Origin of the sequence: Massilia sp. YIM B02443, assembly GCF_030411955.1 — a bacterium.
In the GTDB taxonomy this organism is placed as follows: domain Bacteria; phylum Pseudomonadota; class Gammaproteobacteria; order Burkholderiales; family Burkholderiaceae_D; genus Telluria.
This window is the reverse complement of record NZ_JASNRA010000031.1, coordinates 45,791-57,807: the sequence shown is the minus strand read 5'-3', so window position 1 is coordinate 57,807 and position 12,017 is coordinate 45,791. Positions and strand designations below refer to the sequence as shown.

General features: G+C 67.8%; 13 protein-coding genes and 1 pseudogene. 4 read left to right on the top strand and 10 right to left on the bottom strand.

Annotated elements, in window-relative coordinates; genetic code table 11:
- Both QPK27_RS22850 and rpsJ read left to right on the top strand, forming a co-directional pair.
- Window positions 1–63 (top strand): annotated as a pseudogene (locus tag QPK27_RS22850) (elongation factor Tu); the annotation flags it as partial.
- A 193-nt stretch (window positions 64–256) separates the two neighbouring features.
- Entirely contained in the window at window positions 257–574 is a 318-nt protein-coding gene (rpsJ, locus tag QPK27_RS22845) for a 30S ribosomal protein S10 (RefSeq protein WP_036209000.1), read from the top strand.
- A 108-nt stretch (window positions 575–682) separates the two neighbouring features.
- Here the strand turns inward: rpsJ and QPK27_RS22840 are convergent, their stop codons facing one another.
- Window positions 683–1,132 carry a hypothetical protein gene (locus QPK27_RS22840; protein WP_290420471.1) on the bottom strand — a complete coding sequence of 150 codons (450 nt, stop codon included), beginning with the start codon at window positions 1,130–1,132 and terminating at the stop codon, window positions 683–685.
- A gap of 235 nt (window positions 1,133–1,367) precedes the next feature.
- On the opposite strand from QPK27_RS22840, the gene QPK27_RS22835 reads away from it, so the two are divergent.
- Window positions 1,368–1,916, top strand: a complete 549-nt coding sequence (locus tag QPK27_RS22835; protein WP_290420470.1) for a hypothetical protein — start codon at window positions 1,368–1,370, stop codon at window positions 1,914–1,916.
- A gap of 21 nt (window positions 1,917–1,937) precedes the next feature.
- Here the strand turns inward: QPK27_RS22835 and QPK27_RS22830 are convergent, their stop codons facing one another.
- From QPK27_RS22830 to QPK27_RS22800, 7 genes are all read right to left on the bottom strand, one after another.
- The gene (locus QPK27_RS22830) at window positions 1,938–3,245 is read right to left on the bottom strand and encodes a TerD family protein (protein WP_290420469.1); all 1,308 of its coding nucleotides are present in this window, start codon (window positions 3,243–3,245) and stop codon (window positions 1,938–1,940) included.
- Entirely contained in the window at window positions 3,242–4,156 is a 915-nt protein-coding gene (locus QPK27_RS22825; RefSeq protein ID WP_290420468.1) for an HpcH/HpaI aldolase/citrate lyase family protein, read from the bottom strand. The genes QPK27_RS22830 and QPK27_RS22825 overlap by 4 nt, the downstream gene beginning before the upstream one ends.
- Window positions 4,149–5,249, bottom strand: coding sequence for a cysteine protease StiP family protein (locus QPK27_RS22820; RefSeq protein WP_290420467.1), 1,101 nt, complete (start codon window positions 5,247–5,249; stop codon window positions 4,149–4,151). The genes QPK27_RS22825 and QPK27_RS22820 overlap by 8 nt, the downstream gene beginning before the upstream one ends.
- On the bottom strand, window positions 5,246–6,019 hold the full coding sequence (locus QPK27_RS22815) for a hypothetical protein (RefSeq protein WP_290420466.1): 774 nt from the start codon (window positions 6,017–6,019) through the stop codon (window positions 5,246–5,248). The genes QPK27_RS22820 and QPK27_RS22815 overlap by 4 nt, the downstream gene beginning before the upstream one ends.
- A complete protein-coding gene (locus tag QPK27_RS22810) occupies window positions 5,997–7,175 on the bottom strand; it encodes a phosphoribosyltransferase domain-containing protein (RefSeq protein WP_290420465.1) in 1,179 nt (392 codons plus the stop codon). Before QPK27_RS22810 ends, QPK27_RS22815 begins: the two co-directional genes overlap by 23 nt.
- A complete protein-coding gene (locus tag QPK27_RS22805; protein ID WP_290420464.1) occupies window positions 7,172–8,191 on the bottom strand; it encodes an ATP-grasp domain-containing protein in 1,020 nt (339 codons plus the stop codon). The genes QPK27_RS22810 and QPK27_RS22805 overlap by 4 nt, the downstream gene beginning before the upstream one ends.
- A 79-nt stretch (window positions 8,192–8,270) precedes the next feature.
- On the bottom strand, window positions 8,271–8,846 hold the full coding sequence (locus QPK27_RS22800) for a TerD family protein (protein WP_290420463.1): 576 nt from the start codon (window positions 8,844–8,846) through the stop codon (window positions 8,271–8,273).
- A gap of 291 nt (window positions 8,847–9,137) precedes the next feature.
- On the opposite strand from QPK27_RS22800, the gene QPK27_RS22795 reads away from it, so the two are divergent.
- Window positions 9,138–9,890 (top strand): SDR family oxidoreductase, encoded by a 753-nt coding sequence (locus QPK27_RS22795; protein ID WP_290420462.1) that lies wholly within the window; start codon window positions 9,138–9,140, stop codon window positions 9,888–9,890.
- A gap of 15 nt (window positions 9,891–9,905) precedes the next feature.
- Here QPK27_RS22795 and QPK27_RS22790 read toward each other — a convergent pair whose 3' ends face one another.
- Both QPK27_RS22790 and QPK27_RS22785 read right to left on the bottom strand, forming a co-directional pair.
- Window positions 9,906–10,811 carry an AraC family transcriptional regulator gene (locus QPK27_RS22790; protein WP_290420461.1) on the bottom strand — a complete coding sequence of 302 codons (906 nt, stop codon included), beginning with the start codon at window positions 10,809–10,811 and terminating at the stop codon, window positions 9,906–9,908.
- 73 nt (window positions 10,812–10,884) lie between these two features.
- On the bottom strand, window positions 10,885–11,976 hold the full coding sequence (locus QPK27_RS22785) for a mechanosensitive ion channel family protein (protein WP_290420460.1): 1,092 nt from the start codon (window positions 11,974–11,976) through the stop codon (window positions 10,885–10,887).
- Window positions 11,977–12,017 lie beyond the last annotated feature (41 nt).

Here is a 12,017-nt window from a genome sequence, read left to right as displayed (position 1 = left end):
TTCGCAATCCGCGAAGGCGGCCGTACCGTCGGCGCCGGCGTTGTGGCGAAAATCATCGCCTAATTTCGATCAGGCCTGATCGCTGGAATGGCAGCCTCCGGGCTGTCTTTCCAGCACAACGATGGGGACAGACTTTTTGGTCTGTCCCCATCTGTTTGAGCGGGAACGATGATATACTCCCGCCTCTTGAGCAGTACCGAAGTACCTTTACCACATTGCCGGCAACAAGCCGGAACGTTCTTTTAAAGGAATTAGCATGTCCGCTCCAAACCAGAAAATCCGTATCCGCCTGAAAGCGTTCGACTACAAGCTGATCGACCAGTCGGCACTGGAAATCGTCGACACCGCCAAGCGCACCGGCGCCGTCGTCAAGGGCCCGGTCCCGCTGCCGACCCGCATCCAGCGTTTCGACATCCTGCGTTCGCCGCACGTCAACAAGACCTCGCGCGACCAGTTCGAGATCCGTACGCACCAGCGCCTGATGGACATCGTTGATCCGACCGACAAGACCGTTGACGCACTGATGAAGCTGGACCTGCCAGCCGGCGTCGACGTCGAAATCAAGCTGCAGTAATACCGAATGTCGCCGGCGGAACCATCCGCCGGTACAGCAAGGGCCGGGAAATTCGCATTGCGGATTTCCCGGCCCTTGTCATTTGTGGGTCTGTTCAACGGACTGCGCTCACCATTTGCAGCCGTGATCCTTCTTGTCCAGCAGCATCGCCAGCGGCATGGCGACCAGCGCCAGGATGCCCGCGCCCTGGAAGGCGGTCAGGCACCATGGGCGCTTGGCCCCGTCGAACGTGTTCTTGAAGCGCTGCAGCTCGGGCGTGGGCGCCGCCGCGAAGACCGTGCCCATCGGTCCCGACGGCACGTCTTCGGCGTCTAGCACGTCGCGCACCGAACGGCGCATGCCCTCGATGTCGAGCTTGCCGTCCGGTTGCTGTGCCGGGGCCGCCGCGGGCGGCGTGAGCGCGGCGGGAGCGACTTGCGCAAACGGATCGTCCTTCAGCGCCGGCGCGGCCGCCGGCGGATCGACGAAGGCCGCCCCGCTGGCCGGCTGGGCCAGCAGCGCGCATGTCGTCGCGACTGTCGCGCAGACACTGAAACGGGAATGGCGTGCTGTTGTCATCGAACGGGGCAGGGCAAATGATATGCCAATGTACTCCGGCTTGGCGCAGGGGATGGCGCACACGCGCATTTCATGCGCTGCGCATCGACCGGCGGACGCGAGCATGATGTAATCGAACGGTTAGCCGCCCGACGATCGAAGCATGTCCCGACAGCCATATGTATCCATAGCGCGCGCCGCATCGCAGGGCGACTTCACAAGCCGAAGCGCCCGTCCCAGCTTCGTTTCAGCGGCGTTGATCGTTCTCGCGCACGTCGTTCTGGTGGCGGCGTTCCTGAACCATGGCGGCATGCAGGATCGGATGAAGGAAAGCGGACCAACAAGCTATATCGCTTTCGCGTTCATTCCGGCGCCCGCACCCGCGCAGCCGACCCCGGCGGACGAGGCGCTGACGATCACTCCTGCGCACCGTCGCGCAGCGCCGGCCGCGAAGCTGGAGCGTACCTCGGCGCCGGTATTCACCGTGCCGGCCGCGCCGGCATCCGAGGCGCCTGCCGTAACTGAAACACAGCCGGCAGCAGCCACTGCCCAGCCGAGACTGGACCTGGCCTCGCTGCGCGCCAGCGCGCGCCAGATCGACAGCGAACGCGTAGCGACGCCCAGTGAGCGCCAGCAGGAACAGGAGCAGCTGCGCGCCCTCGATGACAGCAACCTGGCGCGCGCGGTGCGCCAGGCCAAGCGGCCCGATTGCCAGACCAAATATTCCGGCGGGGAGAAGGCAAACTTACTGCTCCTGATCCCGCTGGCGATCGAAACCATCACGGACAAGGGCTGCAAGTGGTAGCAGCCCTGCGGGGAACGCCGATTACTTGCTGCCGCTCTTCCAGCGCATGCCGAAGCCGAAATGGCGGTCCATCAGTTCGTGCGCGCTGGTCATGCCCTGCTGCTGGAAGTACTCGGCCAGCTTGGTGATGACCAGCTGTCCATTGCGGTTCTCGATCAGCGCGATGGCGCACATGATCTGGCGGTCGCCGCCGTCGAGCTTCACCTCGACCGGCGCCTGGCCCGGCGCCGTGATCGTGACCACGCCATTGGTGACCTGCCAGTTGGCCGCGCCTTCGTAGATGAACGAGAAGATCACCGCGCGCTTGATCTTGTCGAAGCGCTCGCCGTTGATGAACAGGTTCTCGCCGTTGGCGGCGGCGCCCGTGCGGTCGTCGGCGTCGAGCTGGATGAACGGTTCGCCTTCGTAATTGCCGAAGGTATTGCCCAGCGCCTGCACCAGGCCGCGCCGGCCGTCGGCCAGTTCGTACATGCATCCGAGGTCGAGGTCGATGCCGCTGCGGCCCTTGCGCGCGGCGCCGGCCTTGTTGGCCATGTCGCCGGCCTTGTTGGCGAGGTCGCCCGCCATATTCGCCAGGCGGTCGAAGAAGCCGCCGCCGCGCGCGGCCGACTGTGCCGGCGGCGGCGTCACCGGAGGCGCCACCGCGGCCATGTTCCAGTTCAGGTTGACGTGGATGCGGCCGTAGCCGCCGCCGGCGCGCTTGTCGAGCGAGACCTTGTCGCCGCGCTTGTCGAGCGTGATCTTGGACAGCGAAACGCGTGGTGCGGCCGGCGCCGGGGCAGGCGTCGGTGCAGGAGCGGGAGCGGCAGGGCGGGATGGCGCCGCCTCGGTGCCGCCGAAGTGCGCCAGCAGCGCCGACAGGCCGCCGTTGAAGCCCTGGCCGACGGCGCCGAAGCGCCACTGGCCGTCGCGCCGATAGAGTTCGGCCACGATCAGCGCTTTCTCGTCGCCGAAGTCGGCGCCCGACCACGGGAAGCGCAGCGCGCTGCCCAGGCTCAGCGAGCTGGCGCCGAGCGTGCGCATGGTGGCGGCGCCGTCGATCGCGGCCACGAACACCAGCTTGGCGATGTTCGAGGGCAGGGCGTCGAGGTTCACCGCGAAGCGCGCACGCCCGCCGCCCAGGTCGAGGCGCACCGCACCTTCCGGGCTGGCCAGCTGGTTGTAGAAGATCATGTAGCGGTCGTCGGACAGCTTGTCGTTGGCGTCCAGGCCGAAGCAGGAGACATCGACCGACGCGCCGTTGGCGGCAATGTCGACGTCGACGTTGAAGGCGTGGCCGCTGCCGAGATCGGCCAGCTTGCCTTTCTGGCCGCGTGAAAATGTCGTCATGAGGGTTCTCCTTCGAGGAATGGTTTGTGACCGAGCTCTCCGTGCGAGCCAAACAGGCGCGATTGTTCGACCGTGCGCTCGGCCCAGGCGCGGTGGGTGGCGACTTCCTGCATCGCGTCGTGCATGCGGAATACCGCCGGCGCCGAGGCGTCGAGGATGGCGCGCGCCACCGCCAGGTCGTGCGGGGTGACCTTGAAGTGCTGCTCGATCGGGGCGATCTGGGTCGGATGGATCGCGGTCTTGCCGATCATGCCGTAGGCGAGATCCTCGGTGACTTCCTGGTCCAGCAGCTCGGGCAGGTCGAGGTATTCGAACACCGGCGCGGTCAGCATGAAGCCGTAGGGCCGGAACGTGGTCACCAGGCGCGCGATCACGGGGCCGAGCGGGGTGCGGTAGATCGTCATGCCGCGCGGGCGGCGCAGCCCGAGCAGGGCCAATAAATCGTTGCCGCCGACGCGCAGCGCCAGGATGCGGTGGCGCACGCCGGGCGCATCGAGCGCCAGGCGCAGGGCCTGCATCTCGCCGTCGTCGAACGCTTCCACCGTCTCGATCGTCGGCATCACCAGGTGCTCGGTGTGGCGCAGCAGGCGCCAGTAGCTGTCGAAGTTGTGGCGCGTGATCTTGGGCAGCACGAAGCCGGTCAGCTTGTCGGCGCCGGGCATGGCCAGCACGCGCTCGAGCACCTCGGGATTGCGCACGCGCACGAAGCGGTCGGCGGCGACGTCGATGCGCATGTTGGCCAGCACCACCGACAGGTTGAACAGCGACCAGCTCAATTCGCGGTCGGCGATCGAATCCTCCAGACAGAAGATCAGCGAGCGCGCCTGCGGCAGCTTGTCGCCGTTGGCGATCGCGGCCAGGCTCTTGTGATTGGCGGGGACGTACAGCGACGCGCCCAGGGATTTAGCCATCCGATGCACTCCTGATCAGGGAAACGGCGTGATAGGGGAGGGTGGGGTCGACGTCGACCGGCACCTGTTTTTCTTCGGCCAGCGCGGCCAGGTGCGCCACGTCCGGCGCGTCGCGGTCGCGCAGCACGACCAGGCGCGGCACACGGCGCAGCAGCACGCGCGTGGCTTCACCGATGCCGGGCTTGACCAGGTTGACGTCGGCCACGCCGTAGCGGTCCATGGCGGCGGCGAGATAGGCCTGCGAGCGGGCGCGCGCGGCGGCAGCGTCGATCGGCGCGGCCGGCGGCGCTGCGTGCGCCTGCGCGGCTAGCGCCAGCGCCGTCAGCTCATCGGCGAACGGCTGCGAGCGGTCGATGCCGGCGAACTGGGTGTAGACCACGCAGCCGTGGAAGTCGTCCTCGCCCATCGCCTCGTCCATGACGGTACGGCTGACCAGTCCCGACACCGTCGCGTTCAGGATGCTGGACGGGATCAGGTAGTCGTCGCACGAGGCGGCGCAGGCGGCGGCGCCGGCCAGGTCGCTCAAGACGTGCAGGCCGGCGTCGATCGTGGTGCCGTGGCACCGGTTGAACGCCGCGATCGAGGCGGCCAGCTCGCGCGCGATCACGCCCTTTCCGGTCCAGCCGTCGACGAACACGATCGACTCCGGCGCGTGGCCGCGCGCCAGGATGTGGCGCAGCGCGGCGGCGTCGATGCCGCGGTCGCGCACGATCGACACCGAGTAATGCACGGCGGCGCGCCCGAACGCCTCGCGCAGCAGGCGCGTGACCACCACGCCCACCGGCGTGCCGGCGCGCGCCAGCGAGACGACCGTCAACCCTCCGGGTGGACGCGCCGCGATCAGGCCGGCCAGGCGCAGGCAATCGCGCGCCATGCGCGGGTTGTTGGCGCGGCAGGCTTCGTCGAACAGGCGCATGTAGCGCTCGGACGGCGCCGATTCCGGCGACAGCATCTGGCTGTAGTGGCGCCGGCCGCTCTGGATCAGCGCTTCCTTTTCGGCGACGCCGGTGAAGTCCTGCTGCGCCAGGGGCCGCAGCAGGAAGGTGACGTCGTCCGGACGGTAGCTGCCCGAGAAACTATCGCGCGCGTTCACAGCGCCCCCACGGTCAGGCCGGCGAGCTGGGTGCCGCGCGGGATGATGGCGTAGTCGCAGGCGGCCATGAAACGCGCATCCGAACGGCTGTCGCCCATGCCGAAGGTGACGATCTCGCCGTGCTCGGCGCGCAGGCGCGCCGTGATGTGGGCCACCGCGTTGGCCTTGTTCAGGGCATTCGGCAGGATCGCCAGGTTGTTGCCGTTGCGGTGGATGAAATAGTCGCGATTGCCGTCGGCGATCCATGGCCGCACCACTTCCTCTTCCAGCGTGGCCAGGCGATCGTGCTGCTTGCCCGGATCCTTCACCACCAGGAAGAACGGCGTGGCGAAATCCTCGATCATGCGCGGACGGCCGCCGTAGCCGGTGCGCGTGCAATGCTCGTCGAGGTGGGTCGACAGCGCCTGCAGGCCGGGCAGGGCGGCGTGCATCGCCGTGCGCATGCCGTCCAGCCAGGGCTGGTCAACCGCGCCGCCGGGTTCCAGCACCACGCCGCCGTAGTTGATCACGGCGTAGCTGGTGAACGGCAGCGACACGCGGCGCAGGCCGTCGAGGTCGCGCGCGGTGGTCGGGATCACCGTCATCCCGTCCTGCAGCAGCGCCAGGAAGGAGCGCTGGGCGCGCGTGGTGTACGAGCACACGCTGCCGTCCTTGTAATAGGCGGCCGGCTCCAACGCATCGACATCGTCGGCGAAGGCGCCGAAGCTGCCGCACTTGCCGAAGGTCTGGAACAGGGTATCGTCCAGGTCAGCGAACAGGAACTTCTTCAACGTGGTCCTCGGACTGGAAGTGGAACAGGCGCGCATTCAGGGTTTTGGCCAGCGTCTGCAGTGCGGCGTTGGGCGCGGTCTCGTGGCACAGCAGCACGTGGTCGTATTGGCCGGGCGCCACGTTGTACAGGTAGTTGGCGATGCCTTCGCCGTAGTTGTCCTCGAAGTCGAGCGCATGCGACACCGCGCCCCAGGTCAGGATCGGCGAGCGCGTGGTCGACTGCACCGACACCGCCATGCCGAGCGACTGCAGGCTGGCCGCCAGCAGCAGGGCGGGGTGCATGAATTCGCCGGTGCCCAGTACCAGCACGCGGTCGGTACGCGCGAACTCGTGTTTCAGGCGCGTGGCCAGCACCTTGGGCGCGTTCAGCGCGCGCGTCAGTCCCAGGCGCCCGAAAGCGGGGCTGGCGCCGCGCTCGGCCTCGTGGTCGTAGCGCTGCGCGGCGCCGGCTTCCGGCGGCAGCGCGCCGGGTGTGAAGCTGAACTCCCCTTCGACCAGCGCGCCGCTCGTCACCGGCAGACCGAAGCGTTCATCCAGCCCCTCAGTGGCGGCGGAGCCCATGAAATTGACGATGGTGGCCAGGTGCACGCGCTCGATGCCGGGGTTCAGGCGGCGGCAGGCGTTGGCCAGGTTCACGAAGGTGTTGCCGGTGCTGGCTTCGTCGTCGACCAGCACCAGTGTGCGCGCCGCCAGCAGCAGGGAACGCAGCGAAGGCTCCACGGGCGCGTGCAGGAACTGGCGCGGCGCGTGGCTGTGCGCTTCTTCGAACTCGATCAGTTCGCCGTCGCCGACGCGGTAGCGGGTGGTGTGCAGGAACAGCGCCTCCTGGTGCGGATGGACGCGCAGCCAGGCTTCGAACACGCCCTGGCCCAGGCCGATCGCGGTTTCGGCCATGGCGATGAAGACCACCGGGCCTTCGCTGGCCGGCACGCCGGCGGCCAGGCGTTCGTGCACCGCCAGCATGCTGGAAGGCGTGCAGGGCCAGTGCTTGCCCAGCACCTTGCTCAGGAACAGGAAGCCGCGCCTGGCGTTGTTGCGCGCGGCGAAGCCGAGCAGGGCATCGACTTCGTCGGCGCCGTGCTCGATGGTGACGGTCAAATCGCCGGTGGGCAGCGCGATCCGGCGCTGCAGGGGAATGTGCATGGGTGCGTTCATGGTAGTTCGGTCGGGGTGCTCAGTTCGGCCACGCGCATGCCGTTGCTGACCGGCGCCACGTGGACCTGCTCGAAGCCGTCGGCAAAGCCGCGCAGCGCGATGTAGGGCAGGTTGGGGCCGGCCAGGCAGGCCATGCCGATCCCGCCCGACATGCGCGGATTGATTTCCAGCAGGCGCGGACGGCCGCCGCCTTCGCGGAACTGGGCGTTGAACACGCCGTTCAGGCGATAGTCGGCGCACAGACGCGCGGTGGCGTCCAGGATGTCCTGGCGCATGTCGATGATCTGGCCGCTGCCGCCATGCGGCAGCTTGCGGCGCACCACGGCGGCGGCCAGGCGGCCGTGGTCGCCGACGCAGTCGACGCTGTATTCGGGGCCATCCAGGAATTCCATCAGCAGCATGGTCTTGAAGGCCCCCATCGTGTCCAGGCCGCGCCGCAAGTCGTCGTAGCCGACGTGGTATTCGACCCCGCCCAATAGCAGGGCAGCGCTGCTGCGCTGTTCGTCGACGATGGCGAAGCCCTGGCCGTAGATGCCGTGCGACGGCTTCACGCACAGTTTGGCGTGGCGCGGACGCAGCGCTTCCCACGCGGCGTCGAACTGTTCCAGCGTTTCGAAGCGGCGGAATTCGGCCACCGGCGCTTCGGGCAGCACCGTCTCGGCATAAAAGCGCGCCTTGTCGTGCACCAGTTTGAGCATGTCGGCCGGCGCCGCGCTCAGCACGCGCACGCCAATGTCGGCGAAGCGCGCGTGTTCGGCCGCCAGCGTGGTCGCTTCGCGGCCCGGCACGAAGATATCGATGCGGTGTGTTCGGCAGAAGTTCAGGCACCAGTCGACATACGCGTCGCTGTCGAGGCCCGTGGGCTCGGTGTGGAATTCGTGGGCCAGGCGCGCCGCCGGCGTGTGGCGGTTGGCGTTGCTATGGATGATGGTGAAACGGCCTTCGGTGTCGGCTTCGCGGATCAGTTTGATCGCCGCATAGACGGACGAGAATGTCCTGTTGTACCAGACGCGCATGCGCTCTTTCTCGGTGATGTGGCGAAAGCGGCCCGCGCCTGGAGTGGCGCGGACCAGCGGGCGCTTGCCCGCGCTTGGCTTAGACGTTGACGCCGAACGAGCGCGCCAGTGGGCCCAGGCCGCCCTTGAAGCCCTGGCCGACGGCGCGGAACTTCCATTCGCCGCCGTGGCGATACAGTTCGCCGAAGATCATCGCGGTCTCGGTCGAGCTGTCCTCGGACAGGTCGTAGCGCGCGATCTCGGCTTCGCCGGCCGCGTTCAGGCAGCGGATGTAGGCCTTGCTGACCTGGCCGAAGCTCTGGCGGCGCGCCTCGGCGTCGTGGATGGTGACGCAGAACGAGATCTTGTCGATGTCGGCCGGCACGCGCGTCAGGTCGACCGAGACTTTCTCGTCGTCGCCGTCGCCCTGGCCGGTGGTGTTGTCGCCGGCGTGGACCACCGAGCCGTCGCTCGATTTCAGGTTGTTGTAGAAGATGAAGTCGGTATCGCCGCGGACCTTGGCGTCAGCCTTGAGCATGAATGCGCTGCCGTCCAGGTCGAAGGCCGAACCGTCGGTCGAGCGTGGATCCCAGCCCAGACCGATGATGACCTTGGTCAGGCCCGGCGCTTCCTTGCTCAGGTTGACGTTGCCGCCTTTTTGCAGACTGATTGCCATGCGAACTCCTTTTCCGTTGAGGGGTGAAACAGCCGGCGCGTACTGCGCGGCCATCATGGATGCAACCGCCAATATAGGCGTTTATTCAACGATTGTACATGCCTGCATTTCACAATGTTTAGGAATTGCTGAAGGCGGAATTTGTATGTACTTGCGTGCATGGAGACGTCGGATTCACCGACGTTAGCGCCTGTTGAAGGATCAGGCAAAGATGGGCGAGGTTCCGGCAACGGCATCGCGGGGCGGGCGCCGATACTGGGTGCTCCATCACTCAAGCGCAAGGAGCACCACATGACCAAGATCGCACTCGTCACCGGCGCCAGCCGCGGCCTGGGCCGCAACACCGCCCTGCACATCGCGCGCCGCGGCGGCGACGTGATCGTCACCTACCATAGCCGCGCCCAGGAGGCCGACGCGGTGGTCGAGGAAATCCGCGCCATGGGCCGCCGCGCGCTGGCGCTGCAGCTCGGCGTCGGCGACGTGGCCGGCTTCGCGCTGTTCGCCGAGCACCTGCGCACGGCGCTGCGCGACTGGGGCCGCACCAGCTTCGACCACCTGGTCAACAACGCCGGCCACGGCGACATGGCGTCGATCGAAGACACCACCGTGGCCCAGTTCGACCGCCTGGTCGACGTCCACTTCAAGGGCGTGCTGTTCCTGACCCAGGCCCTGCTGCCGTTGCTGGCCGACGGCGGGCGCATCGTCAACCTGTCCAGTGGCCTGACGCGCGTGTCCTACCCTGGCTTCGGCGCTTATGCGGCGGTGAAGGGCGCGGTCGAGGTCTTGAGCGTGTATCTGGCGCGCGAGCTGGGCGCGCGCGGCATCGCCGTCAACACGGTGGCGCCGGGCGCGATCGAGACCGACTTCCTGGGCGGCGCGGTGCGCGACATGCCGGACCTGAACGGCGTGTTCGCCGGCATGACGGCGCTCGGCCGCGTGGGCGTGCTGGACGATATCGGCCCGATGATCGCCAGCCTGCTGGGCGAAGACAACCGCTGGATCAATGGGCAGCGCATCGAAGTCTCGGGCGGGCAGGTGATCTGAGGCCGCGGCCGGCCTTCAGGCGCGCTGCAGCCGCGCCTGCAGCGCGTTCACGTCGCGCACCGGCGGCATGCCGAACAGGCGTCCGTATTCGCGCGTGAACTGCTGGACGCTTTCGTAGCCGACCGCGTGCGCCGCGCGGCCGGCGCCGGCGCCTTCGGCCAGCATCAGGCGGCGCGCCTCGATCAGGCGCAGCTGCTTCTGGAATTGCAGCGGCGTGAGCGAGGTCACGGCGCGGAAGTGGGCATGGAAGGATGAAGCGCTCATGCCGGCCGCATCGGCCAGCTGCTGTACTGGCAGGCGCTGCGCATAGCTGTCCTTCAGGAGGGCGATGGCGCGTCCGATGCGGCGCAGGTGGCTGTCGGGCAGGCCCAGACGCCGGATCGCGGCGCCATGGCGGCCGGCCAGCAGCCAGTAGTGGAATTCGCGCACCAGGGCGCCCTGCAGCAGCGGGATCGAGGCCGGACGCTCGAGCAGGCGCATCAGGCGCAGGGCGGCGTCGGCCACGTGGGCATCGGTCGGTTCATGGCGTACCGGCGCGCCGGCCGCATCGGCCGCGTCGGCTGGGTCGAGCGCCGCCATCTCGGCCGCCAGGCCGGCAATCACGGACGGATCGAGGTCCAGCACCAGCGAGCAATAGGGCGTGGCGCTGCTGGCCGCCGTGATCCGGCTGGCGGTCGGCACGTCGGCCATGATCAGGAGCGAATCGCCGGCGTGGAAGGTGAGCGATTCTCCGCCCATCATGACGTGCTTGCTTCCCTGCAGGACCAGGCAGGCCAGCGGACGCTGGACCTGATAGGCCAGGGCGGTGCGGACGGTCGAGCGGATCGCCGTCAGGCCGGGAATGGCGGTTGGCGCGATGCCGTCGCCGTCGGCGTGGCTGTCGGCATGGCGCAGCACGGCGCCCAGCAGCGTGGTTTCCATGACCGCCAGTGTAATCCAGGGTCATGGAAGCCGGGCGACTGGGTTGTCAGTCCGCCGCTTTTTTGTCCATCCTTCACGCCGCCCGGGCGTCGGTACCGGTCCAGGCGGCCGCCCGGCCTGGCGCCTGCTGTTCGCGCGCCAGGCGCACCGTCTGCACCGGCAGCGCCAGCGCCACGCCGCGCGCCTCGAGTCCGGCGATGATGCTCAGGTAGATCTCCTGCTGCACGTTCATGTAGACCGTGTAGTCGGTGTTGTCGACGTAGTACACCACCTCGAAGTTGAAGGTTGGCGCCGCGATGCCGTTCAGGTGGGCGCGGTCGAAGCGCACCTGGGGCTGGGCCGCGACGATCTCCTTGACCATCTCCGGCAGTTCGCGCAGGGTCGGCGCCGGGGTCAGGTGGCTGACGCCGAAGCTGAACACGATGCGGCGCGACTCCATGCGGCGCAGGTTCTGGATCCGGCTCTTGAGCAGGTCGTTGTTGGAGAACACGATCTGCTCGCCGCCCAGGCTGCGCACGCGGGTGGTCTTCAGGCCGATCTTTTCCACCGTGCCGAGCATCTTGTCGACGATGATGAAGTCGCCCACCACGAACGGCTTGTCCAGCACGATCGACAGCGACGCGAACAGGTCGCCCAGGATGCTCTGCACCGCCAGCGCGATGGCGATACCGCCGATACCGAGGCTGGCCACCAGGGTGGTGATGTTCACGCCCAGGTTGTCGAGCACCATCAGCGCCACGATGGCCCACAGCGCCACCCGCACCAGGAAGGTGATCGCGGCCGAGGACGTGATGCGGTCCGGGTCGACGCTGCTCTGGGCGCGGGTGGCGGCCAGCCAGGTGCGCAGTGCGTGGTCGCCCCAGATCGCCACCTGCACCAGCATGGCGACGATGGCGGCGCGGCCGACGAACAGCTGCACCCGCTCCGGCAGGTTCAGCAGGCTGGCGCCGGCGTACACGCCGACCAGCACCAGCACCAGGAATTTGGTGGAGCGCAGCGCGGCGACCGCGATGTCGTCCAGCTTGGTCTCGGTGCGGGCGGCGAGGATCGTCAGGCGCCGCACCAGGATCGATTTCAGGGCGTCCAGCCCGACCGCCACGGCCAGCGCCGTGACCAGTGCGACCAGCCATTCGGCGGTCGTGTTGTTCAGGATGGTGTAATCCATGCCTCGTTCAAGTCCTTTCAATAGGTGTGCAAATGGGTACG

Excerpts from the sequence above, each read along its gene's own strand:
- QPK27_RS22785 (WP_290420460.1), bottom strand. The coding sequence starts at position 11,976 with ATGGATTACACCATCCTGAACAACACGACCGCCGAATGGCTGGTCGCA.
- QPK27_RS22825 (WP_290420468.1), bottom strand. The coding sequence starts at position 4,156 with ATGGCTAAATCCCTGGGCGCGTCGCTGTACGTCCCCGCCAATCACAAG.
- QPK27_RS22800 (WP_290420463.1), bottom strand. The coding sequence starts at position 8,846 with ATGGCAATCAGTCTGCAAAAAGGCGGCAACGTCAACCTGAGCAAGGAA.
- QPK27_RS22810 (WP_290420465.1), bottom strand. The coding sequence starts at position 7,175 with ATGAACGCACCCATGCACATTCCCCTGCAGCGCCGGATCGCGCTGCCC.
- QPK27_RS22805 (WP_290420464.1), bottom strand. The coding sequence starts at position 8,191 with ATGCGCGTCTGGTACAACAGGACATTCTCGTCCGTCTATGCGGCGATC.
- QPK27_RS22830 (WP_290420469.1), bottom strand. The coding sequence starts at position 3,245 with ATGACGACATTTTCACGCGGCCAGAAAGGCAAGCTGGCCGATCTCGGC.
- rpsJ (WP_036209000.1), top strand. The coding sequence starts at position 257 with ATGTCCGCTCCAAACCAGAAAATCCGTATCCGCCTGAAAGCGTTCGAC.
- QPK27_RS22795 (WP_290420462.1), top strand. The coding sequence starts at position 9,138 with ATGACCAAGATCGCACTCGTCACCGGCGCCAGCCGCGGCCTGGGCCGC.
- QPK27_RS22790 (WP_290420461.1), bottom strand. The coding sequence starts at position 10,811 with ATGGAAACCACGCTGCTGGGCGCCGTGCTGCGCCATGCCGACAGCCAC.
- QPK27_RS22840 (WP_290420471.1), bottom strand. The coding sequence starts at position 1,132 with ATGACAACAGCACGCCATTCCCGTTTCAGTGTCTGCGCGACAGTCGCG.